Annotated in this window: 25 protein-coding genes; 12 read left to right on the plus strand and 13 right to left on the minus strand. The window is 33.5% G+C overall.

The features are described 5' to 3' along the window. Positions 1–88 precede the first annotated feature (88 nt). Genes FJR48_RS09710 through FJR48_RS09735 form a run of 6 tightly spaced genes read left to right on the plus strand, consistent with a single transcriptional unit; the run spans position 89 to position 10004 of the window. On the plus strand, positions 89–577 hold the full coding sequence (locus FJR48_RS09710; RefSeq protein WP_152307932.1) for a MotA/TolQ/ExbB proton channel family protein: 489 nt from the start codon (positions 89–91) through the stop codon (positions 575–577). After that, positions 577–903, plus strand: coding sequence for a DUF2149 domain-containing protein (locus FJR48_RS09715; protein ID WP_152307933.1), 327 nt, complete (start codon positions 577–579; stop codon positions 901–903). The genes FJR48_RS09710 and FJR48_RS09715 overlap by 1 nt, the downstream gene beginning before the upstream one ends. After that, entirely contained in the window at positions 903–4991 is a 4089-nt protein-coding gene (locus FJR48_RS09720; protein ID WP_152307934.1) for a cobaltochelatase subunit CobN, read from the plus strand. The genes FJR48_RS09715 and FJR48_RS09720 overlap by 1 nt, the downstream gene beginning before the upstream one ends. Next, positions 4988–6946 carry a TonB-dependent receptor plug domain-containing protein gene (locus FJR48_RS09725; protein ID WP_152307935.1) on the plus strand — a complete coding sequence of 653 codons (1959 nt, stop codon included), beginning with the start codon at positions 4988–4990 and terminating at the stop codon, positions 6944–6946. The genes FJR48_RS09720 and FJR48_RS09725 overlap by 4 nt, the downstream gene beginning before the upstream one ends. Then, positions 6936–8894 (plus strand): TonB-dependent receptor plug domain-containing protein, encoded by a 1959-nt coding sequence (locus FJR48_RS09730; protein ID WP_152307936.1) that lies wholly within the window; start codon positions 6936–6938, stop codon positions 8892–8894. The genes FJR48_RS09725 and FJR48_RS09730 overlap by 11 nt, the downstream gene beginning before the upstream one ends. Before the next feature lie 9 nt (positions 8895–8903). Beyond that, positions 8904–10004, plus strand: coding sequence for an HmuY family protein (locus FJR48_RS09735; RefSeq protein ID WP_152307937.1), 1101 nt, complete (start codon positions 8904–8906; stop codon positions 10002–10004). Between the two features lie 21 nt (positions 10005–10025). Here FJR48_RS09735 and FJR48_RS09740 read toward each other — a convergent pair whose 3' ends face one another. Next, positions 10026–10985, minus strand: coding sequence for a transporter (locus FJR48_RS09740; RefSeq protein ID WP_188108574.1), 960 nt, complete (start codon positions 10983–10985; stop codon positions 10026–10028). A 104-nt stretch (positions 10986–11089) separates the two neighbouring features. Next, on the minus strand, positions 11090–11584 hold the full coding sequence (gene ftnA / locus FJR48_RS09745) for a non-heme ferritin (protein WP_152307939.1): 495 nt from the start codon (positions 11582–11584) through the stop codon (positions 11090–11092). 191 nt (positions 11585–11775) lie between these two features. Here ftnA and FJR48_RS09750 point away from each other — a divergent pair, with 191 nt between their 5' ends. The 6 genes from FJR48_RS09750 (at position 11776) to FJR48_RS09775 (ending at position 15605) form a co-directional block, all read left to right on the plus strand. Beyond that, the gene (locus FJR48_RS09750; protein ID WP_152307940.1) at positions 11776–12066 is read left to right on the plus strand and encodes a DUF2325 domain-containing protein; all 291 of its coding nucleotides are present in this window, start codon (positions 11776–11778) and stop codon (positions 12064–12066) included. Between the two features lie 316 nt (positions 12067–12382). Further along, positions 12383–13183, plus strand: a complete 801-nt coding sequence (locus FJR48_RS09755; protein ID WP_152307941.1) for a hypothetical protein — start codon at positions 12383–12385, stop codon at positions 13181–13183. Beyond that, the gene (locus FJR48_RS09760) at positions 13171–13680 is read left to right on the plus strand and encodes a flavodoxin (protein WP_152307942.1); all 510 of its coding nucleotides are present in this window, start codon (positions 13171–13173) and stop codon (positions 13678–13680) included. The genes FJR48_RS09755 and FJR48_RS09760 overlap by 13 nt, the downstream gene beginning before the upstream one ends. Positions 13681–13779: 99 nt before the next feature. Beyond that, complete coding sequence (gene ribA / locus FJR48_RS09765) at positions 13780–14376, plus strand: GTP cyclohydrolase II (RefSeq protein WP_188108575.1); 597 nt, start codon at positions 13780–13782, stop codon at positions 14374–14376. A gap of 33 nt (positions 14377–14409) precedes the next feature. Further along, the gene (locus tag FJR48_RS09770; protein WP_152307943.1) at positions 14410–15150 is read left to right on the plus strand and encodes a helix-turn-helix domain-containing protein; all 741 of its coding nucleotides are present in this window, start codon (positions 14410–14412) and stop codon (positions 15148–15150) included. Positions 15151–15194: 44 nt separating this feature from the next. Next, on the plus strand, positions 15195–15605 hold the full coding sequence (locus FJR48_RS09775) for a VOC family protein (RefSeq protein ID WP_152307944.1): 411 nt from the start codon (positions 15195–15197) through the stop codon (positions 15603–15605). A gap of 29 nt (positions 15606–15634) precedes the next feature. Here the strand turns inward: FJR48_RS09775 and FJR48_RS09780 are convergent, their stop codons facing one another. The 11 genes from FJR48_RS09780 to FJR48_RS09830 form a co-directional block, all read right to left on the minus strand. Next, positions 15635–16543 carry a uroporphyrinogen-III synthase gene (locus tag FJR48_RS09780; protein ID WP_188108576.1) on the minus strand — a complete coding sequence of 303 codons (909 nt, stop codon included), beginning with the start codon at positions 16541–16543 and terminating at the stop codon, positions 15635–15637. Positions 16544–16630: 87 nt separating this feature from the next. Next, positions 16631–16963, minus strand: coding sequence for a transcriptional repressor (locus FJR48_RS09785; protein WP_152307946.1), 333 nt, complete (start codon positions 16961–16963; stop codon positions 16631–16633). A gap of 23 nt (positions 16964–16986) precedes the next feature. Beyond that, on the minus strand, positions 16987–17373 hold the full coding sequence (locus FJR48_RS09790; RefSeq protein ID WP_152307947.1) for an ExbD/TolR family protein: 387 nt from the start codon (positions 17371–17373) through the stop codon (positions 16987–16989). Between the two features lie 3 nt (positions 17374–17376). After that, entirely contained in the window at positions 17377–17904 is a 528-nt protein-coding gene (locus FJR48_RS09795) for a MotA/TolQ/ExbB proton channel family protein (protein WP_152307948.1), read from the minus strand. A gap of 14 nt (positions 17905–17918) precedes the next feature. Beyond that, on the minus strand, positions 17919–18560 hold the full coding sequence (locus tag FJR48_RS09800) for an energy transducer TonB (RefSeq protein WP_152307949.1): 642 nt from the start codon (positions 18558–18560) through the stop codon (positions 17919–17921). Positions 18561–18799: 239 nt separating this feature from the next. After that, positions 18800–19132, minus strand: a complete 333-nt coding sequence (locus FJR48_RS09805; RefSeq protein WP_152307950.1) for a transcriptional repressor — start codon at positions 19130–19132, stop codon at positions 18800–18802. 1 nt (position 19133) lies between these two features. Continuing rightward, positions 19134–20411, minus strand: coding sequence for a cytochrome-c peroxidase (locus tag FJR48_RS09810; RefSeq protein WP_223176122.1), 1278 nt, complete (start codon positions 20409–20411; stop codon positions 19134–19136). Between the two features lie 11 nt (positions 20412–20422). Beyond that, positions 20423–21730: a hypothetical protein gene (locus tag FJR48_RS09815; RefSeq protein WP_152307951.1), complete on the minus strand. Its 1308-nt coding sequence runs from the start codon at positions 21728–21730 to the stop codon at positions 20423–20425. A 1-nt stretch (position 21731) separates the two neighbouring features. Beyond that, positions 21732–22613, minus strand: coding sequence for a sterol desaturase family protein (locus tag FJR48_RS09820; RefSeq protein WP_152307952.1), 882 nt, complete (start codon positions 22611–22613; stop codon positions 21732–21734). Positions 22614–22615: 2 nt separating this feature from the next. Continuing rightward, positions 22616–23695 carry an imelysin family protein gene (locus FJR48_RS09825; protein WP_152307953.1) on the minus strand — a complete coding sequence of 360 codons (1080 nt, stop codon included), beginning with the start codon at positions 23693–23695 and terminating at the stop codon, positions 22616–22618. Beyond that, the gene (locus FJR48_RS09830; protein ID WP_188108577.1) at positions 23685–25067 is read right to left on the minus strand and encodes a di-heme oxidoreductase family protein; all 1383 of its coding nucleotides are present in this window, start codon (positions 25065–25067) and stop codon (positions 23685–23687) included. Before FJR48_RS09830 ends, FJR48_RS09825 begins: the two co-directional genes overlap by 11 nt.

The following is a 25067-nucleotide window of genomic DNA, read 5'->3' on the forward strand; positions in this document are numbered from 1 at the left end:
TAAAAATAATAATGATAATTGTTTTAATTATCTATTTATAAGTTTTTGAATAGTATTTCGATAATGATTCTCATTACAAAGGAAAAATATGATTGATTCTATAATGTACACCTTATCGCAGTTATTTTTAACCCCTACACTATTACTGATACTTCTTATGTTTGTATATTCATTTATAGCATTTGGCGGTTTTATCTATGAAGCTATTTCAAGAAAAAGAAACCATATGCATTTATATACAAAAGGTTTTTATCCTGTTATTAATTATTTTAAAACAAATAACAATACCTCTATTGATGATTTAGAGTTATTTGCTTACAAAAGATTAGAGAATACTAGAAATGTCTCAAGGATAGCACCTATGATGGGTTTAATAGCTACCCTTATCCCTTTAGGACCTGCATTAAAAGCATTAACCGACGGAAATATACAAGGGATGAGTGAAGGGCTTATAATAGCCTTTTCAGGAGTTACCCTTGGTCTTATAGCAGCCTCTATGGCATTTTGGATAGGTAATGTCAGAAAAAGATGGTATGCGGATGAAATCTTGTATATAGACTCTCAGAAGGCTACATAATGGCACTAAAACTACTACATGAAGACGATGATTCAAACCCAATGAATTCAGTTATTAATCTTATAGATGTTTTTTTGGTTCTTATTGCGGCACTTTTAATAATCATATCTCAAAATCCTCTTAATCCTTTTTCGAGCGATGACGTTACGGTTATAAAAAATGCAGGAAAAAAAGATATGCAAATAATGGTCAAAAAAGGCAAAGAGATAAAAGAATATAAATCAACCGGCAATATAGGCGAAGGAAACGGTGTTAAAGCCGGAGTGTCTTATAAAATGGAAGACGGTTCTTTTGTTTACGTACCCAATGAAAAAGGAAAAAAATAGTGAAAAATTTTATATTTATATTTATACTTTTAAGCAGCTTTTTAAATGCTGATAAAAATTTACCCGCAAAACAAAGAGCAGAAGTTTTAATTATATCCACCACAATGGGTAAAAATCGTCAAGAAAGAAAAGCCAAACTTTTAAGCGAACAGTTAAAGCCGTATAACATAAGCTCGGAAATTATTTTTGATATAAAAAAAGAAAATGCTAAAGATATTTTATCCAAAAGAAGACTTATTATAGTAGATGCTCTTGATGGAAAAGGCGGAGTAGCAAGACTTTTAAGACAATACGAAGACATTATTGAAGATTTAAAAATTCCGTATATAGCGTTAAAATTAAATTATGAAAAATACGGAAATATGGAAGATAATTTTGCTAAAAAATTATTAGCATATTTTGGCGAAGCAGGAAAATACAACTATGCCCAAGGTGCAGCGTTGTTAGCTAAGAAGTATTTTGGATTTAACACAAACCCTCAGCCAGTACACAAACTCGGCAAAACAGGTATTTATCATCCGACAAAGGGTAAGGGTACGTTTAAAAACTTGGATGAGTATTTAAAAACACTTAGTGAAAAAGAGAGATCTCAACCAAAAATCGCAATAGCACTGCATCAGCAAAATATTGCATCCGATGATACGGCTATAGTCGATTATGCAATCGATAAATTAAACAAAGCCGGCATAACCCCTATAGCTTTTTACACTGAAGTCGGCGAAGATGATTTTGCGGGAAAACGCTTTTTTATAAAAGACGGGAAAGTGCTTGTTGACTTAGTACTCTCTTTTCAAGTTATGATAATGGATCAAGAGAAGCTAAAAAAAGACTATACGGACATTGGACTAAAAGTTATGCACGGTATGGTTTACCGTCAAGGTGAAAAAACCGAGTGGGAAAAAGACAAGCAGGGAATCTCAATGAATTGGATACCGATGAGTTACGTAATTCCTGAACACATAGGTTATACGGACCAGATGATAATAGCTGCACTTGATAAGGAGAGTAAAAAAACGACACCGATAGAGTATCAGTTAGATATGTTTATGAAAATAGCTATAAACAACTCAAAGCTAAAACAAAAACACAACAAAGATAAAAATATAGCTATTTTTTACTATAACTATCCTCCGGGTGTAAACAATTTCGGTGCCTCATATATGAAATATCCCGAATCTATTGAAAATATTTTAGATAATATGCAAAAAGCCGGTTATAAAACACAAAGTAAAAAAGCAGATTTTTTTATAAAAGAACTTCCTAAATCTATGGCTTATTATTACCAAAATACTTTATATGATGAAAAATATGCAGATTTATTACCATACAGTGAATATATGAAATGGTTTTATAAACTGCCCTTAGAGATTCAAAAACAGATAAATAAAGCTTGGGGTAAACCTCAAAACAACCAGTTTGTTATCCATAAAAACTCTAAAAAATATTTCATAATACCTAGATATAAACTAGGAAACGTAACTTTGCTCCCTCAACCGAGTCGTTCAAATTATAATGATAAAAATAACGAAGCCGCTTTGTATCACGATACTTCAAAACCTGTCCCGCATCACTATCTAGCCGTATATCTGTACGTAAAAAAACAAAACGATGCAGTAGTACATTTAGGAACTCACGGGACATATGAATGGACATATGGAAAAGAAAGAGGTCTTAGTATATATGATTCTCCCCTTTTAAGCGTAGGGGAAATTCCAAATATATACCCGTATATTACAAATAATCTTGCTGAGGGAATTCAGGCAAAAAGACGTGGACGTGCTACTTTAATCTCTCATCAGACTCCGCCTTTTGGAGCAAGCGGGACATACAAAGAGTTAAGCGATATTATGGATTTGATAAACCAGTATCAACAAAGCACAGATGCAGTAAAAGAAAAAACAAAAACAAAACTAATAGATTTGGTTATAAAAATGAATCTTCATAAAGATATGAAATATACAAAAGAGAAGATGCAAACTCAAACAGAAGTTTTTGTGGCTGATTTGTATGACTATTTAAACGGTTTAAGCACTACCTTAACACCACTGGGGATGCATAAGTACGGTTCGTATCCAAACGATGACCATATGGTTCAAACTCTTATGTCTATGCTTGGAGATGCTTATATAAAAGCAACACAAGGCGAGAAAGGATTAAGCGGAATCAACTACAAAGATTTAAATAAGACAAATGCATATCAAACAATACAAAAGTTTGTAATTGAGAAAGAATCCAAAGAAAATTTAGATTCATCTTTATTACCTTTTATAGAAACGGCAAAAGTATATAGAGATAATTTTATAAATAATCAAGAGATAAAATCTTTGTTAAAAGGTTTAAACGCACAGTATATCCCGACAAGTGTTGGCGGTGATCCAGTGAGGAGTCCGGAGTCTGTTCCTACGGGTAAAAATATGTACGGATTTGATCCAGACCGTATTCCGACCGAAGCTGCATACGATACCGGAAAAAAAATCATGAAAGAGTATATACAAAATTATTATGCAACTCACGGGAAATATCCGGACAAAATCAGTTTTAACCTTTGGTCACTAGAAACTATGCGTCACTTTGGGGTACTTGAATCTCAAATACTATATGCTATGGGAATCAAGCCTATTTGGAGTAAAGGAGGAATAAGCGATGAAATGGTTCAAAGCATGGCAAAAGGAATTCTTGCAGGATTTTTAAGTGAAGATTTTGCAACATGGCTTAGTAAATTTGTAACGGTTGAAAGAATTAAAACATTTGATTTTTTAATGCCTGAATCTATGAAAAAGAAATTTTATATGGCTTTAAAAATGGGTCGCGGAAAGATAAGCGGTGTTGAAATTATTCCATATGGAGATTTAAAACGCCCACGTGTTGACGTAGTTGTCCAAGCTACAGGTCTTTACAGAGATACATTTCCAAATGTTATGAAACTTATTCAAGATGGAGTTGAAAAGATATCTACACTCAAAGAGGAACATAACTATGTTAGAGAACATACCTTAAGTCTGGAGAAAATGCTTTTAGAAAAAGGTTACAGCGATAAAGATGCAAAATATCTATCAACAGCAAGAATGTTCTCGGCAAAAAGCGGTGAATACGGAAACGGTGTATCAGATACCGCTATGGCAACCGAAACTTGGGAAGAAGAGAATAAAATAGCCACAAACTATCTAAGAAAATCCGGTTATATATATGGTTCTGACACGTCGCGTTGGGGTGAGAAGCTTGAAGATACAGATCTTTTTGCACAAAACCTAAAGGGAAGTGATGCAGTTATGTTCTCTCGAACGTCAAACTTATACGGCATGATGACCTCGGATGACCCTTATGGATATTTTGGTTCAATGGCACTTGCTATTAGAAGCATAGACGGAAACTCCCCACAGATGTTAATCTCAAATCTACGTGATCCAAACAATGCAAAGATGCAAAACGTAAGCGAGTTTATTTCAAACGAACTTCGTACCAGATACTACAATCCAAAATGGATTGAAGAGATGCAAAAAAGCGGTTACAGCGGAGCAAACCAAGTTTTAGACGTCGTAAATAATTTTTGGGGTTGGCAAGTGGTATATCCTGATGGTGTACGTTCGGACCAATGGCAGGAATTTGTTGATATCTATTATGACGATAAATACGACATGAAAATGGATGAATGGTTTGAAAAAACAAATCCTACGGTACGCGCGCAAATGGCAGAAGTAATGCTTGAAGCTATAAGAAAAGGATATTTTCAAACAGATGCAAAGACTATAAAAAAGCTTGTAGAAACACTTGAAGATATCTCAAAAAGATTTAATCACAAAAGCGAAAATAAAAAACTTAACGAATTTATAAAAGCACAAAAATCAGTAGGTTACGGTCTAAGCATACCGGTTGCAAAACCTGTAGCAAAGGCTAAAGCAAATGCGAATAAACCGGTAGTTAAAGCAAAACCGAAAATTAAAGGTCAAAAACTAGAAGAGGTTAAAAAAGAACAAAAAGAAAAAACTGACTATTCGGAAATTTTACTTTACTCTTTTTTAGCATTTTTAATTTTAATCGGAATTTTTTACGAAATGAGAAACAACTTTAAAACAAGGCATTTAAAATGATTAAATTTCCGTTATCGATAGCTTTATTATCATCTCTGCTTTTAAGTGATGTTTTAGAAACAATAGAAGTAACTACCGGAACAAGGACTGCAAAAATATTAAGCGAAGCTCCTATAAAAACCGAAGTAGTAAGCCAAGAAGATATTGAAAAAACACACGCTAGAGATATAAGCGATGCTATAAAAAATATCCCTGGTTTAATTATAAAAGAAACTCACGGAAAACAGGGACAAAGTGTTTGGATGCAAGGTTTTGATTCAGATAGAATATTAGTTTTAATAGATGGCGAGCCTATGACAAGCTCACTTGGGAGTACCGTTGATTTAAGCCAATTAAGCACGAGTGATATTGCATCTATTGAGATAATAAAGGGTGCGGCATCAGCACTTTACGGTTCTCAAGCTATGGGCGGAGTAATAAATATCAAAACCAAAAAACCTAAAGAAGGCTTGACAAATAAAATAAAAATAGAAGCTGGTACATACGCTGACAAATCTCCAAATGACAGACCCGTTGGATTAATTGGGGCATCTACTAGCTACAAAACAAAAGAGTATTTAGCCAGTGCATATGTAGATTATTTACATGAGAGCGGTGTAGTTTTAAATGATGCCTCCACTTATGACTTACCAAAAAGAAACAGAATAAATTTCAATAGCGAATATCGCACGCTAGGCAAACATCAATTTTATATTAAACCTAGATATTATTATGAAGATACGTATAAACCTTTTACTAGTTTTGCGCCGGGAATCGGTGATGTAAACGAACTAAGAGAAGAAGACGTAAATAAATTTCGACTTAGTATGGGAAGCGAAAGTGAACTACAAAACTTAGATAAACTCAAAACATCTATTTTTGCCGAAAGGTATGAATCAAATTCATACCAAGATAAAATTCTAACGTCTTATGTCGAATCTTCTAGATATGCAACGATTGACTTGGTTCAGGCAGAAACTCAATACGATACGATTTTAAACGATACGCATATACTTACAATGGGGATGCAAGCAAGATATAATGCTTTGGAGCAGACCACGACAAAAGGGCAAGCCGGCGGTTCTGTTTCATCTGACGAAATGAACGGGGATGCATCTGCATATGCTGTTGAGGGTTATATTCAAGACGATTGGTTCATATATGATAACCTAGAATTTTTACCCGGTCTTAGATACCAATATGACAGTGATTTTGGTTCATACCTCTCTCCGAAACTATCTTTATTTTATACTCCGTATAATAATGAAGAAAATAGATTAAACATAAGAATATCTTACGGAAACGGATATCGCGTACCGACCATAAAAGAGCGTTATTATATTTTTGACCAATCACAAGCAGGAGTGATGCTTGTGGGGAATCCCGAGTTGGAACCTGAAACTTCTACTTCATATCAAATATCTACGGAATGGATAGAAAAAAATCTCTATTCCTTAGCCATAAACTTATATTACAACGATATCAAAGACTTAATAGATTTAAAAAAAAATATATCCAGAAGCCAACTTGAAGGTTTAGATATTTACGAATATACAAATGTTAACAAAGCTTACACGAGCGGTTTTGAACTAGAATTTGGATTTAAGTTTTTAAATGATTTTAGTTTAAACGGCGGATATACTTACCTTTACTCAAAAGATAAAAACACAAAAAAACATCTTACTTCTAGACCTGAAAATCAATTAAAAGCAACTTTGGCTTACGATACGGCTAAGTTAAATATACAAGCTTCTTTGACTTATGAAGGAAAACACTATGTCGATAGCCAAAACAACAGAGTATCGCCCAAACAAACCTTGGCAGATATCAGATTTACGTACAGTTTAAACACAAGATTGAAAATATACGGCGGAATAAATAACTTTTTAGATGAACACGAAGACTCTAAAAATGTCGATGATGAAGGCTCAACCAAACCGAGATATTTTTTTATAGGCAGTTCTTATGAGTTTTAAAATATTTTTACTTTTAGCTTTATCGATAATTTTAAATGCACAAGTAATCGATAAAATCGAAGTAACTACGGGAACCAGAACAAATAAAGTTTTAAGTGAAGCTCCAATTAGAACAGAAGTCGTTACAAAAAAAGACATAGCAAACTTACATGCAAAAAATGTTAGTGAGGCTATTAAAAATATTCCCGGTTTATTAATTAAAGAGACTCACGGAAAACAAGGTCAAAGTGTTTCTATACAAGGTTATGATTCTGATAGAGTACTCATTTTAATCGACGGTGAACCCATGACCAACCCAAGTGGACAGACGGTAGATTTAACTCAACTAAACGTAAATGACGTAGAGTCTATAGAGATAATCAAAGGTGCTGCATCTGCGCTTTACGGTTCTCAAGCTATGGGTGGTGTTATAAATATAATCACTTCAAAACCAAAAAACGGTAATCATAATTCAGCCTCTCTTGAACTTGGTTCATACCTTTCAAAATCACCTGATGATATGCCTGTAGCACAGGCAAAACTATCTTCAACCTACAAAGACGACAATATAGCGGCTTCAATATATGCAGATTATAAACATGACAGCGGCGTAAAATTAAAAGATGAATTTACATATGCATTACCTGAAGCAGACAGACTTAATTTAAATGCAGAGTTACGTTTTTTAGCTCAAAACGAATTTTACGTCAAGCCCAGAATATATCTAGAAAGAACTCTTAAACCTTTTAGTTCATTTGTCCCGGGAACAGGAGAAGTAAAAAAAGAAAAAGATGAAGTTGCACAAAAATACAGACTTGGGCTAGGCGGCAGCGGTAAATTAAAAAATTCCGATAGTTGGAAAATCATGGCATTTGGAGAAAGATACTATGATACTACCGAGACAAATACACTCTCAACATCATACATAGAGAATATACGTGAAGCCGTAATAGACTTGGCTCATCTAGATTCTCAATACGATACTACGTTTTTAGATTCGCATCTGATTACTATGGGTATTACTTTAAAATATCAAGCACTTGAACAAGAAGAAATCAAAAATTCCCAAACAAATAGCATAAAAATAAATGAACTAACGGGTAACGCTTCATCTCATACTTATGAAGTTTATATACAAGATGATTGGTTTATAACAAATAATTTTGAAGTTTTACCGGGCTTTAGATACCAAAACGACAGTGATTTCGGTTCTTATTTATCTCCTAAAATCTCTTTTTTATATTCTTTTATTGATAATGATTACAATAATCTCAATATTAGGGCATCTTACGGTAACGGTTATAGAGCACCTAGTATAAAAGAGCGTTACTTTAATTTTGACCATTCACAGTATGGATATATGGTTATCGGAAATCCTAATTTAGAGCCTGAGAGTTCACACTCTTACCAGTTATCGTTTGAGTGGATTAGAAAAAAAAATTTTAACGCAAATATTAACTTTTACTATAACGATATTAAGGATTTAATAGATACTAAAAAAAATATTCAAAAAAGCATCCTTAACGGTTTGGAGATACATGAATATATAAATATAGACTCAGCATTAACATCCGGAGTAGAGATAAGCGGTGCTTTTTATTTTATGAATCATTATTCTATAAACGGTGGATATACATATCTTTACAGTGAGGATAAAAATACAAAAAAACATCTTACATCCAGACCGGAACATCAAGTAAAAACAATACTTTCTTATAACAAAAGCACTACAAATATACTACTTAGTTTTATCTATGAAAGTGATGAGTTCGTTGACAGTGAAAATAAAATAAAATCGCCGTCTTCCACTCAAATAGATATTAAAATGACCACGTACGTCACTAAACTGCTAAGCATCTACGGAGGTATTAATAATCTTTTAGATAATCATCAAAATGTTGATGACGAGCATGATTTGCGTACAAAAAGACCTAGATATATCTACGCAGGTGTTACATACAATTTCTAAGGAGAAAAAATGAAATTAAACAAAATGTATATATTAAGCACTCTTGTATCTTCAATGCTAATACTTAGTGGTTGCGGCGGCGATAGTGGTAGCTCTGCTGTAGTTATTCCAAATCAATCTACGGCAGAGACAACTTCTATGGATGCCAGTAGCGGTGCAGAAACAAAATTTAATCTATCGAGCGGTTTAGTCGATTCAACGACTTGGCACTTTGCTTACCAAAAATACTTAGGCTTTAAAACAAATGGCGGCAGCAGCGGCAATGGCAGTATTACAGCTTGTGTAGCCAAAACTTACGCTGATCTTTACGATACTAATAACAACTCGGTTCAAAGTGAGTTTGAAGCACTTAATGCAACAAATACTTTAAGTGATTTTGAGGCTGTAAGTATGGATGATTGTAATTCTAGTGCATATATCGAAGACTCTATAGATACTCAAATAGAGACAAGTACATGGCTAGATGCAAGCTACGGTCCCGGAGGTCCTGTTTTTTCTGCCAAAACAGATAGCAACAACAGTTATATAATAAGGTCTGCCGATGGAAATTCTTATGCTCGTGTAAAAGTGAAAAGCGTTGACGTAAATTTAAGTGCGGGTAGCAGAAAGCTTGTTTTATCATCTGAATTATGGAACGGTACTGCATGGACAGCTGCTCAAGATTCACCGGAACTTGATTTTTCAAGTTCAAAAGCTTATTGGGATCTTGAAACAAACGGTCTAAGCGATGCTGCAAATGAGTGGGAGTTGGCAGTAAGCGTTGCAGGGCAAGATTATCCTCTGCAAGTTAACGGCGGTGCAAGCGGAGACGGAAACGGAGGAGTCGGACTTGTTATTAACGAAGATGCAACAACCGTTACAGACCCTACAAACACTTCTGAAGTTTACACGTATTTTGCAGACAGTGCAACAGGTGCTCTATCTAGTCCAGGAAGTTATGGTCCTTTAGAGTACGGTGTAGCAGGCGGACACTTAATGTGGCCGACATTTGCCGTATATATAATTGACGACGGAGTTGATAAATATAAATTTCAAATTATCTCAAACAATGGCCAAAGCGGTGCACTTTCAAGCGGAAACTTAGTTATTAGGTATCAAAAATTAGACTAAGAAATGGGCAACGCCCATTTCTTAAAAAAGATACCCTACCATAAATATATATCTTTGTTTTTCCAAAGGTTGATAAACCGATGCATTATAATGTGTCAAAAGAGATACGCCAAAATCTACATGAATTTTTGGTTTATCAAAAGGCAACCATTGAATTTGAGGTGTTATATATCCGATTGTACCGCTAAAAGATTTAAAAGGGAAAGGATTGACAGGTTCGGGATCAGTCCCGGAATCAGTATCTGTATTGTATTTTCCGTTATACTCAATACCCAAGTTTAAACTTTTTAAAACTGCATAATTTATACCCAAGTCATAGCTAAGTTCATCCCCGAAATCATAATCATGTTTTGCATCCGGTCTATATGTGTACATAGTGTGTGCATCTATACGCATATTTGGCATAAGCATTTTTGAGAATCCAAGTTCTAGCTTATACTCGGCACTTCCCGTACCTAACTGAGTCGGCATCGGTGTTGTCATATTTGGATTACTCGGAGGACCTTTTTCAAACTTTTCATCACTTGAACCGGTAGGCAGTTTTACACCCGCACCGATTGAAATGGCATAACCCTTGTCTTTCATGCTCACTAGTTTGTATCTTCCCATTACAATAATATCGCCAAGACCTTTATTGTCGATTTTTACCGGGAATTTCATAGCTGCGTAAGTATTAGGCAGAGTCGCATCCGCACTTAATCGCTTATATGGAACTATCACTTTTAGATCCATATTCTTACTAACTCCGTAAACTAAACCAAATAAAGTAATATTCGCAGATGCATCCAAGCCCTGTTGATTATATACTTCATTTGTGCCTTTATACATAGTATCCTTATCAAAACTTATATTTTTGATAAGCATCTTAAACTTACCCTCAGGCAATACCATAGCACCGCCTTTAGAATTAACCGTAGGGATAACCTGTGCATTAATAGTTACAGATAAAACTATAAATGCATACAATAGACTTTTTTTCATTTTTTCTCCTATCATTATAATGATATTTATTATCAATAATGGGAGAATTATATGCAAGCTTTTATTAAAATAAAATTAATTATGATAATTCTTATCAGTTTAATCTAATTAGTCATAATATTTCCGACTTCGCGGTCAATCATAAACAGTCCTCGTCCGTCAAGTCCTATAATATCTATTTTGTCCAATATAGATTTAAACAGTTTTTCCTCTTCATGCTGTTCTGCTACATACCACTGTAAAAAGTTAAATGTGGAAAAATCTTTTTCGCTTAATGTCACGTCCACCAAATCATTTATCTGCTTTGTAATAAATTTTTCATGTGTATAAGTTTGTTCAAAAACATCTCTAATATTTTCTAAGTTGATTTCTGGTTTATCTATAGTTCCAAGCTCAGCCATAGCTCCCGTATCTTGAATATAGTCAAATATTTTTTGCATATGTTGCATCTCTTCTGCTGCATGGTCTTTTAAAAATTTTGCAGTACCGCTAAGACCTTTGTTGTCTGCCCATGCACTCATTTGCAAATATAAATTTGAAGAGTAAAACTCCAAGTTTATCTGTGTATTTAATTTTTTAAGTAAGTTATCACTTAACATATCCTGTCCTTTAAGTTGTGTTTTTACAACTATATATCTATATTACAAAATTCATTATTAGGTAAATAATCATTCTTAAAATATTTATAATATTAAAAACATACATACTTATGATAATGATTATCAATATAATATTAATTTAAGCTATTTTAGTTTACAATTTTGATATCAATTATCAAGAAGGAGTTAAAATGTCTGTTTTACTAATAGGCGGTGACAAGATAAACAAAATAACCCAACTGTTAAAATCTTTGGGCGTAGATAATACTATTCATTGGGATTCAAGAAGAAACTCGACGTCTCATAAAAAAATTCCCAAAGATACTGATTTGGTAATTATGCTTACCGATTTTCTAAAGCATAACTCAATGAGTTATTTTAAAAAGTATGCAAAAAAGAATGACATTCCTTATATCTGTACTCGTAGAGGAACAGCGAGTATTGAAAGTGAATTTACAAAATTCCTAAACGCTAAATCTTAACAGGAGGAAAAAATGTTTGAATACGAGAATAAACAAAGTATTAAAGAACTCAGCGGAAGACCATGCTAAGTTATATACTAATAGTTAAAAGGAGGTGTTTGAAGTTTTACAAAAAATTACCTTAAAATAATTTCATGCCATATATGAAGCAACTGATGGCAACATAGATATTTTTCATGAAGCCGGTTTTAAACCGGAGAATATCTTTTAATTAGCTACTCTCCTAAACTTAGCTAAAGATTTCATACTACTAATTTAGAAAATCACACACTATAACTCAGAAATAGTGTGTGATTAAACACAAAAAGGATTTTCAATGAGAAAGATTGGTTTTACAAAATTTAAAAACACTACAAAAGAGGTACTTCCAAAGACGTACCAAATCAACGATATAGAGCATCAAAGAAAAATGTTTTGTACAATGATAAATCAATATTTATCGCAAGAATCTAAACTAAATCTTAAAAATAAACATATTTATAAATATGATTTACTTAATATTTTTGAAGATAAAATCTTGTCTTTTTTTCAGTTTTATAAACTTAGACCTGAAAAAACTCAAAAAATACAAAAGATATACACCTATGATTCATTGGTATTTAACCAATACTTTAAACAAAGTAAAAACAAAAAAATGCGTTACTTGTCTTCTAAAGTCTGTTTTATGCAAAACTTCAAACTAAGCCCACAATACGAGCATCCGGCAATGGATATAGTCGAACTCATATTTAACGGGAAAGAAGTTGAAATGATGTTAGACTTAAATGAGATTTTTACAAGAACCGTATATAACAGAATCAAAAAAGAAAAAGACAAAAAAGTAAGTTTGGATATTCCGTATATCCATATAGATCAACACGGAATAAGAACAAGACTTCATCCTAAATGGAAAAATGTCAACGCTAAAGATATTAAACAAAGAGATGCAGATATAAAAGCTGCTTTTGACGAGTTAAAAACTCAAAACATAGACCAGTATTACTTGGTATATCCTAAAAAAGACAGCTTTAAACAGCACATAATAGTTGAAGATAAATCATCTAATGAACTCATTAAGATGATTCCGTATTCATTTACATTTTGTAATAAAAAGGAGAAAAAAAGATGCAAAAAATAGGTTTATTTTACGCCAGTTCAACAGGAAACACCGAAGATGCGGCAAAAGAAATTAAAGATAAGTTTCAAGGTGTTGAAATATCTTTACATAATATAGCCGATACGACGGACAACGAGATGCAAAACTATACACACTTAATCCTTGGCGTATCAACTTGGGGAGAAGGTGATTTGCAAGATGACTGGGAAGAATATATAGACAACTTAAACAGCGAAAATCTAAATAATAAAACAGTAGCCTTATTTGGTCTTGGTGATCAAGAGGAGTATTGTGACAACTACTTGGATGCTATGGGGACTATATACGACAAAGTGGTAGATTCTGGTGCTACGGTAGTCGGTTCATGGCCTAGTGACGAGTATGAGCACGATGATTCAAAAGCAATTAGAGACGGAGAATTTGTCGGTTTAGCATTAGATGCGGACAATCAAGACGACATGACGACAGAGCGTATAGAGGCTTGGATTGAGCTAATAAAACCTTATTTTATAAAATAAGGTTTTCTCCGCAATACAATGCGACTAAGTTGCATTTAGATAAGTTTATTTAAAGAAAAAAGTTTGTATCATTCGCATTCATAGCTACAAGGAAACAAAGTGAAAACGAGTGAACCAACAGGAAAGATAGAAAAATCCAACGAAGCAAAACTTCCTACAAAATATGGAAATTTCACCATTAAAATTTATAAACAAGCCAATCAAGAACATATGGTTTTTATGAGTGAAAATTTTCATAAACTAAAAACGCCTAACGTCAGAATTCACTCAGAGTGTTTAACGGGGGATACTTTTGGAAGTTTAAAATGTGATTGTCAAAATCAGCTTAGCCTAGCAATAAAATATATAGCAAAAGAAGGCGGCATGATTATTTACCACAGACAAGAAGGCAGAAATATAGGACTTTTAAACAAAGTAAACGCATATGCATTACAAGATTTGGGACGTGATACTATAGAAGCAAATTTGGAACTAGGCTTTGAAGAAGATGAAAGAGACTATAGTATAGTAAAAGAAATTTTTAACGACCTTAAGCTAAAAGATATACAACTTATAACAAACAACCCCGATAAAATAGCTTATGTTGAGAGTCTAGGTGTGAACATAATATCAAGAATACCTTCAATAGCACCCGTAAATTCTTACAATAACGAATACATAAATGTTAAAAAAGAACATATGGGGCATCTGCTATAAAAATAATAGGCTAAAAAAGATATACTTTACGGTATGAAAATACTAGATATAAATAAATATGCTCCATCGGCAAACCTCAAAGATTATATTGATGCTTATTGGAGTATAAAAAATATTTCTAACGATGATGTTAATATACCTGTAGTGCCGGATGGTTGCATGGATATTATATATCAAGACAATCAACTTTTTTTTATAGGTGCTATGAGCGAAGCGATAATCGTCAGTGCCAAACCCTCAGAATATACATTCGGCATACGGTTTAAACCTTCAATATTGGCACAGTTTTTAGATATAAATGTAAGTAATCTGACAGACAAGAAATTACTCTTAAAAGATATATCAACAGAGCTTTTTAAACTGCTAAGTTTTCAAGAAAAAGATGAAAACAAAAAAGTAAAACGTCTTAATATTATTTTTGAAAATATATTTAAAAATATAAATTTTAACTCAACCGTTGTTAAGGCTGTTAAATATGTAAATTTAAATAAAGGCAATATTCAAATAAAAGATTTAGAAAAAGAGTTAAAACTAAGTAGCCGACAAATTGAACGACTTTTTCAAAACTATATAGGATACTCTCCAAAAAAATTTTGTAATATTATAAGGTTTTTCAGCCTATTTAAGGAGCTTATAAAAAGCTATAAAAATAATTTGTCCCACAAAGCTTATGATTATGGTTATTGCGATCAAGCACATCTAAACAAAGAGTTTAAAAAGTTTTCAAATTTCACGCCTACAGATGAGATAATGTCGGTTTTTTACAATACATAAATTCAGATTTTTTATAAAATTTTCCAAATATACAAGGAGAAAAAATGAAATCATTAGTACCCAATCTTGCAGTTAAAAATATTAAAGATACAGTATCTTATTATGAAAAAAATTTCAACTTTAAACTTCAGATGGCAGTCGATATTTCAAAAGATGGTTTTGATAATGAAATAAAAGACTCAAAAGAGTATATATGGGCTATGGTAACTAACGGCGGTGTATCATTAATGTTCCAAAGCGAAGATAGTATTAAAGATGATATAGGTTCTTTTTATCCGAACATCGGAGCATCTTTGAGTTTATATATCGATGTTGAAAATTTAGAAGAGTTATATAGTAAATTAAAAGATGAAGTTGAAATATATAAATCTATAAATACAACCTGGTATGGGCAAAAAGAGTTTTACGTCAAAGATATAAACGGGTATATATTAGCTTTTTCTTCAAAGTCTTAATATAAAACACACCTATATCAAAGACATTTTTATACACTGTAAATGTTTATTGCTTTTTGCACACAACTTTGCAATGTAGTATTGTTTGAGACTATAGGTATAATATTTTGCGGAAAAGATTTTTTTGTGGTATTTCCTATACTGATAGCTTTGAACGTATCTTTCCATTGAACATTTTTAAAAAAACATTTTACCGTCGATGGAGACGAAAATATAATAATAGAATCATCCGGAAGGTCTATTTTTTTCTTATATTCCACACATTTTGTCTCATACACCGGTAAATGATCGCAATTAATATTATATTTTTTTAAAATTTCTTTTATATTTGAAACAATATCTTTAGCACCTATATAAGCTATCTTTTTTTTACCGGAGAGCTGTTCAACCAATTCCAATGCAAATTCGTCTCCATGTTTTTCTTTACCTACAAATGTCAACTTACCGCCTAATTTTTTAACCTCTTTTGCAGTTTGTGTAGATATTGCATAGGTTGAAATATTTTTCCATTTATTTGTCATGGAATTTAGATGTTTCACACCGTTTTTTGAAGTAAAGATAATTGCATCGTATATATCCAAGGATAGTTTACTTTTAAGAGTAGTAGTTTTTATAAGAGGGATATTTTTAGCATATTTAACAGACTGGTCATTTAAAATAAAAATATTTTTATCGGAGTTTCTTACTCTATATTTTAAATTTTCTACTTGTTGACCTATACGCCTCAATATACCGGTTTTTTTTGAAATAACTACATCTGAATTTTCATCTATAAAAAACTCTATACCGTTTTTAGAGAGTTCATGTGTTAGCTTTATAAAGTCATTATAAACCGTATCTTTATCATATTGGGTATCTTTAATAAACTTATTTTGATATATGTCGTATTCATAATAAAGCAACTTTAAATCGTCAAAAAGGTTAGTCAAGTCTTTCATGTTTACTCTCCGATGCATTATATTGCTTTCATATTATATGTAATTTTAAGTAAATTAAAAAATTTCACTAAATATCTTCCTAAGATACTATCTTTTTACACTGATAACTTCAACATCATCACAATCTATATCTTTTTTTAGTAAGTAACCTTTTGGAATTTTATTTACTATTATCAACATATCGAGTTCTTGAAAAAATTTAATATGCCTCGATACGGTTGCATAACCTATATTAGATGAATTTTCATTCAGTTTATTGACCAAATACTCTATACTGACAGGATAGGACTGTTCATGTAAAATCTTTAAAACTTTCTCCCTCTGGTCGGAATATCTAAGTTTATTTTGTTTGAGATGATTATATATAACATTTCTAAAGACAGATAATTTTTCTCTATTTTTAGTATTTATATATAGCATCTTAGTCTCCTACTTCTAAGTTTTCATTTGGCAGATTCGTTAATCAAAGCAAGATTATTCAAGTCATACTTTTTCAACAAATCAAATAACTTTATAATACGCTCATAACGAACTTCCTTGTCTATACGTACGTTTATAGGACTTTTTTTATTTTTAACCCGAGAGAGAGACGTATCTAGTTGCTCAAATGTAATCTCTTTACCTTTTAGGGCTATTTTTTCACTTGAGAGTTCGATATTTACTTCCTCTTTTTTTACCATCTCTACAGGTGCTTCACTAGATGGAAGATTTAAAAGCAGTGCCAATTGATCTTTTTTAAATGCAGTACTTACCAAAAAGAAAATCAAAAGTAAAAAAACAACATCTACAAGTGGTGTCATATCCGGAGATAATGGTTCACGACGACGCATAATTTACTTCTTATATACAGCAGGGAGAATTTCGCTGGTAACTGTTGCTTCTAAACCATCAAGCATCCCGATTAAATAGTTATATCCTATGTAGTGAGGAATAGCTACGATTAAACCTGCTACAGTCGTAATAAGTGCCATAGAGATACCTCCCGCAAAAACAGATGGATCACCCATACCGCTTTTTGAAATCGCTTCAAATGCCAAAAGAACACCCGTTACCGTTCCAAGAAGCCCTAGTAAAGGGGATATGGAAGCTATAATTTTAACTGTTCCAAGTCCACTCTCTACCGTATAAAGTTTTTTAGACATCTCATCTTTAATGAGTTCGACTATGATGTGTTCATCTTTTAAAGGTACTTCCTTTTCCTTAATATCCGCAATTACCTCTTCAAGGAGTACTGCCTTATAACGTTTAGTCATTATTATTTGAATAAACTTTACCAGCATAGTAGTAAAACCTATAATATTCAGTGCTATCAAAATATAAACTATAACTCCGCCTTGTTGTATGTAATCCATTAGATTCATTTTTTCTCCTTTATTTATCTCAGCCTGTATTCTATAGGCACTACTATTTCCCAACTGTTTTTTTCCAGCTCATCGGGAATAGGATTAAATTTTTCAATACTATTTAGCGTTTTTAAAGCTCCCTTATTTAGTCTTTTATATCTAGACGCTTCTTGCAGGGTTATATCTTTTATTGAACCGTCTTTTAAAATAGTAAATTTTATTTTTACAGTACCCTCACGCTTTAATCTTTTTGCTTTTTTGGGATAATATTTCTTTTTTTCTATCGCCATTTTTACTTCCGTAATATACTGCGACTCGATTATCTCAATTTCTGTCGCCGATAATTTCGGTTCTTCTTTAACCGGTTCGGGTTCCGGAATTATTTCAAGTTCAGGTTCTTGAACTATCTCGGGTTCGGGAATTACTTCAGGTTTTACAACAGGTTTTGGTTCCGGTTTGGGCTTAGGCTTCGGTTTTGGTTTTGGCTTCGGCTTGATTTTTGGTTTTGGTTTTGGCTTCGGTGCTACAGTAACATTACGCAAATCAAGTTTTTGTACTGTTTCTTTTTTTGTTGCTATTTTTTGATTCTGTGTAGCAAAATTTACTACTAAAAGTATATGAACAATAGAAACAACTACAAAAACAACTATAAAAACAACTTTTATGTTTATCAATTACCAATCCAAATATTTTGAGATAGATTAAAATATAAAATTAAAACGGTATAACCAGTGCACCGTGTGCAAGTGTTACTGCTACAAAGATTGATATAGTTAAAAAAATATTGTTTTTCATGTTTTTTCCTTTTTAAACTCAGATATAAATGATATTTATTATCAAACTCAAAACTATCGAAAGTATAAGAAAAAATCTATTAAAAGACACTTAATATTGACAATCGTTATCAATATATTTATATGATAGTGCTAATTACTTCAACATAATCGCAATCTATATCTTTTTTTAACAAATACCCTTTTGGAATTTTATTTACTATTATCAGCATATCAAGTTCATCAAAAAACTTAATATGTCTAGATACCGTTGCATAACCTACATTGGAAGAGTTTTCATTTAGTTTGTTAACCAAATACTCTACACTTACGGGGTAAGATTGTTCATGTAAAATCTTTAAAACCCTCTCCCTTTGGTCGGAATACCTAAGTTTGTTTTGTTTTAAATGGTTGTATATAACATTGCGAAATACAGATAATTTTTCTCTATTTTTAGCATTTATGTATAGCATCTTAGTTTCCTAACTCTCCAACAGGAGCAAGTTCAGGCAGTAGATGTTCATATCTTTCATCCGTAAGTGTGCGTAAAAATGCTTCTAGGTTTCTTATTTTTGTATCACTCAAAGATTGTCCATTGTCCAATAAGTCATGGTTTATAGTTGCATTATTATCATTAGAACCCCAAATTTGGTTTGTTTCAGGGTTAATTGCATGATCACCCTTACCCATCATATGATCGTAAAATTCTAAAACCGTTCGAAGTTTTGCAAATACGCCGTTATTCATATATGGTCCTGTTACTGCTACATTTCTAAGTGTAGGCACTTTTGTTTTACCCAAGTGTGCCGTGTAGTTTGCATCTGTAGCTTCTACCGTACCGCCGAGTCCTCTAAATGTTGCATTTGCATCTTGAAGATTAAGTGCAGCTCTTGCATCCATAGCATCAACATTTCTTGGTGTACCGATATTTTCATATTCAAAGTTTGTAAAAAGCTCTTTTGTCCTCTCTGTTGCCGAAGTTGTTGAAGCATTTTCCGCATGACATGAAAAACAGTTTGCATTTGTCGAGAAAAACAAGGCACGACCTGCCAATTCCGCATTGCTCCATCCACCCTCTTCTTCACAAACACTATCACTCTCTCCGCTGTCCAAACACTCTCTAAGCTTATCATATTTAGAATCAAACGGTGCGAATTCCTCTGTTTTTTCAAACTTTGCAATAGCCTCAGCCATAGCCTCGTAACTTGCATCTATATCATCGAAAATATCTGAACCGTAAAGGTTTTCAAATGCTTTTACATACTCAGTATTCTCTTTTAATCTATCTACTACTGCATTTTTATCTGCCATCTGCATCTCAGCCCCGTCAAGCGGAGGTCCCATAGCTTGTATTTTTAGTGTAGCTGCACGACCGTCATGAAACTGCCCGCCTTTATACGAGCCGTCTTCTTGTTTATGAAACTCAGGAGAGAACTGTGCATATGCAGCAGTAGGGGCATTTCTACCACCTAAACTTACACCGTCATCACCGACTGAAAAAGCACCGTGGACAAATATGTTTTGATCGGCTCCATCTTCACTAAACCTTGCATCTGCAAATCCGTGTTCAGGGTCATGACAAGTTGCACAAGAGGTATTTCTTGTTAGAGAAATGTTTTTATCGTTAAAGAGCTGCTTACCCAATTCCTCTTTTGTAAGTTGCGTTTGTATGAATCCAGAAGAACCTCCATCACTCCCGCATCCGCTGAATAAAAATAAACCTGCTGTTGCCAAACTCAATAAAACTTTCATCATTTTTCCTTTTAAAAGATAAACCCGGCACTTAACGTAAATGAGTTCTCATCTGAAAACTTTGCATTTGAGCCGTAGTCTCTAAGTTTATAGTCTGCTTTTAGTGCAATTTTAGAATCTGGAAAGTAAGCAAAACCAACCGTATATTCAAAAAATCTATTGTTATCAACATAAGTTGTTTGAGAATTTGCATCCATATCAAGTCTTTCTATCTCTGCTACCAAGTAACCTTTATGACTCATCTCTAACATTGATAAAATATCATAACCTACGGTTAAATACTGACCGTTTACGCTGTCTGCTATATTTACATCCGTAGCAGTCGGCAAATTAGACACGTCACCTCCGAGTTTCCCAAATGTAGCAAGTGCTTGAATATCAAATCCATGATTTTTATACGTAGCATGAACCTCAGCCATAGTCATAGTTACATCTACTTTTGAGTCACTTCCCTCACTCTGACCGTACATAAAAGAAGCACCCATATTTAAGCCATCTCCAAAATTATAAGTTCCGCGTGCTACGAATGAGTAGCTGTCCGTATATTGTTTCGCACCCAAACGACCTTGTTGGATAAATCTTCCCTCGGCATCTCCAAAAGCATCCGAGTCCGGAGACGTTATAAAACCTGCATAATATTCAAATTCATCTATCTTACCGTGAGATAAAATTCCGTTTGTATGCCAAGTTGAAGGAATAATGTAAGTCTCAACAGCAGGTCTGTCACTTGTCAGGTATGAAGTCGGTTCATGATTAAGATTCACTAGTCCAAACGGAGTAAGTATATGCCCTACACGAATGGCAAAACTCTCACTTATTAAAAAATCAAGATACGAGAACTCGACTATTGCATACTTGTAATTTTTTGTGCCGTCACTTCTTGCCCCTCCGTCTTCAAACTCAATCTCAGTATTCATAACAATCCAGTCGTTAAACTTAAAACCTATATATGGTACAAATCTGACTATATTGAACTCACCTTTATTTTTATTATCGTTATATGTAGATGATGTTGAGTTTTTATAATCATCATATTTTTTAAATTTATATTCACCGTAACCGCCTATAGATACGCTGTTATTTGTATGGTAAACTTTAGAAGCACCCTCACCTAAAGAGCTAAAACTTTCATACTTTGAAGCGGAACTTCCACTCATGTTTACTACCTCTTCCAAGATTGAATCGTTTGTTTGAGACTGTTCTTGTTTCATCTGCTTCATCTCTTGTTTTAAAAGCTCTATCTCATATGAAAGTTCTTCATTTGAAGCACCAAGTACCAAACTGCTACACGCTACTACACTTACAATAATCTTTTTCATTTTATCTCCTATAAAACGGCTCTAATATCATCTCTAATATGCCGTTGTGAATTTTTTTATTTTTTAAACCAAACTCAAGTACATCATCTTTTTCAGAAGTAGCAAATGAGTTAAACATATAATCCCAGATTGAAAGGATCCCTCCGAAATTTTTATCCGTATATTTTGTGCTGTGATGCATCTGATGCATATGTGGGGACACAAGTAGCTTTTCAAACACTCCAAACTTTAGAGGTAGATGCGAATGTCTGAGATTTGCTCCGATAAGCCCAGATATAAATACGAATATATTTGCACCTGCTATCTCTACGATACCTATAGATGCACCAAAAAAGTATATAAACACTCCACTCACAAGCCCTGCACTTAGCGCGTACCTAAGCCCAAACAGAAGATTCTCCAGTGGATGGACCCTGTAAAATGTCAAAGGGTTTAATACCTCGGCACTATGATGCACCTGATGCAGTCTCCATAAATACGGCACAGTATGTAAAAACCTATGTAGCCAGTACCTTGTAAAATCTCCCACTATAAAAAGAGTAAATGTATAAAAAACTACTATCAACTCTTTTGAATAAGATGTTTTTTCAAAGTATCCAAAACTCTCTTCTAAAAGCAGAGTTACACTAAGACTTACATCTTTGGAACTTACGATATACGAGAGTATCGGGAGCAATAAAACGATCTTTAAAAACGATATGACGACAAAATATTTATAATCATTTTTTGCACTCTTATGCCACCAAATGTTTTTACTGAAAACATAAGAGTATTTTGGGTTAAGAAACACAAATAAAACAGATATAAGCAAAGCACTCAAAAGATAAAACCAATATACCCGGCTGCTACTTGTCAAAAAATACTCAATACCAAAATATTCCATCTCTAATCTCCATCAGCCTCTAAAATATCTTGCTCAAAATTAAGTCCCGTGATTAAAGCCGTGTAATTATTTTGTATCGTTCTGACTGATTCAAAAAGATTTGTCGTTTTTTGACTTGTAAGCTCGTTCTCTAATGTGGAGCTGTAAGAATCACAAATAGACAAAGCTTCATTTATAGCATCGGACACTGCTTTAAGCTCACTACTAGAACTGCCAAGCTCTGCAATACTCTCCAAACCGTTTTGTATAACTTTTTTATAGGTATTTAAAATCTCTTTTATCGCTTCAAGCGAATAAGAACTGTAGTAATACTCAAGCCTATCTGCAGAAGGGTCATCTGCATACTTAACTACAAGTCCGGCGGCTTCACCTATTCTGATCTCTCTTAGATTAAGAGCTTGCTGAACAAGTACGTTTAGAAGTGCACTTACCGAATCTTCAGAGCTTGTTGTAAACTCGCTTGTAGATTCATAATACTCTTTTATCTCAAGCAGATGGGATGAGATTTTGTTTATCATAAGCAGGGCTGCATCTAGTCTATTTTGATTCATTTTAGCTATTAGAGTAGAACTGTCTTCTTTATCTCCAAAGAGCGTATATTCAAGTGCCGTTATACCTTTTAGGGAGTTTGATACAAGAGTTTTAGTTCCTGAAAAAACCTCTTCTAAATCACCTGCGGTGTCTTGAGACTTTGAACCTTTTATATAATGCTCAATATAAAAATCTGCAATATCACGCATATTGTCATCATTGTATCCGGCTACATATACGGCTTCAACTCTTTTATAAAAAAGTACAAGTTGTTTAAACCCATTTTGAGCTTCTATCAAATCAGCCTCACTCTTTGTCGAGTTTAAATCCTCTATAGATGCAAGCAGGTTTAATGACTGCTCATATGTTGCATTTGCATCTTTGTATATAACCTCATCATATATACTTCCTATGGCTGCATCTATACTCTGCGCAGATGCATTTGCACTTAGTAAACCGTTTTGCCCATCGTAGTTATTTTCGTCACCGCAAGCTATAAACATGAGTGAAATAACCAGAATTAAAAATATTTTTAAATTGTTAAATAGCATTTAAAAACTCCACTAAATATTCTCTGTCTTTATGAGACAATTCTTTAAAAGCATCTGAGTGCTTTTTAGCTTCACCGCCGTGCCAAAGAATCGCTTCTTCAACACTTCTGGCTCTTCCGTCATGCAAAAGTGCTACTTCACCGCTTACCTTTTTATAAAGTCCAAGACCCCATAGAGGCGGTGTTCTAAACTCATTCGCTTTTGCTTTAAATATTGTATGCCCGTCACTCAGCGCATCTCCCATATCATGAAGTAAAAAGTCGCTATATGGTTTTATTTTTACACCCTCGGCTGTTTCAAAGCTCTCTACGTGACACTTAACGCATCCAAGTGAATTAAAGATTTTTTCACCTTTTTTAAAGTTTTTACTTTTTCTCTGAGACGGGATTTTCAAGGTTTTTAAATAATACGCAATAGCATCCAACCTCTCTTTTGGCAAATCAAAATCGTGACGACCCTCAAGAGCTTTTTGACAATCTATTTGAGCATCACTGCAGTTGTGTTTTGGATAAAGAGGATTACTGAGTCCCATATCGTTATGTGCGGCATTAGCACTTTGATGCACAACACTTGCCGCTGCGGCCTTCCATGTGAAACGACCAAGCTCAGTAATGTTTGTCTCAGGATTATAAACCCAGTTTGCCTTACCGCTGATGCCGTCTTTGTCTTTATCATTTATATCTTCGTTTGCCAAGATATCGTTTGCATCTATAGATTCAATAGCACCAAGACCAATTAAAGCCAAAGCTATATGTCCTGCTATATTTGCATCTTTATGAAGCGGACCGTACTGCAATTTTGAGAGTGTATATGTCGGAGTTTGAAGTGAATACTTTTCACCGTCGGCATACTTTGCATCTGTAGTCTTGTATGAGACATTGATATTTCCTTCAAATTTTACGTCACTCGTACCGTTTAAACTGAGCTGTCCGCCGTATGTAGGCTCAGGGATGAAACCTTTTGTCGCTATTAAGTTATTATTAATATTTTTTGTATTAGAAATTGAAAGACGCATAACCAAAGAGCGTGTAATATCTCCGCTTTTATCGATGGCTAGTCCTGCTCCGTTATTTGGATGACAATGTATGCAGGTATTTGCGGAAAAAAGTGGTCCAAGTCCATCACGAGCCGTTGTAGCGGATGGAGCTTCCACCCAAGGAATTCTAAAAAAACTTTTTCCGAGTATATGCATATCAATCTCTTCGTTAGTTTTAAAATCAAAGGATTGACTAAAAGCTTTGTTTGTAGTATTTTTTGTAAATTGAGCTACGGAAGATTTATTTTCTTTTTGTATCTCTTTGGGTTTATCTGAGCTACAACCGGCAATCAAAAAGATTGCCAATGTTGCGGATAGTGTATGTTTAATATCCAT

This window comes from Sulfurimonas lithotrophica (assembly GCF_009258225.1).
Lineage (GTDB): Bacteria > Campylobacterota > Campylobacteria > Campylobacterales > Sulfurimonadaceae > Sulfurimonas > Sulfurimonas lithotrophica.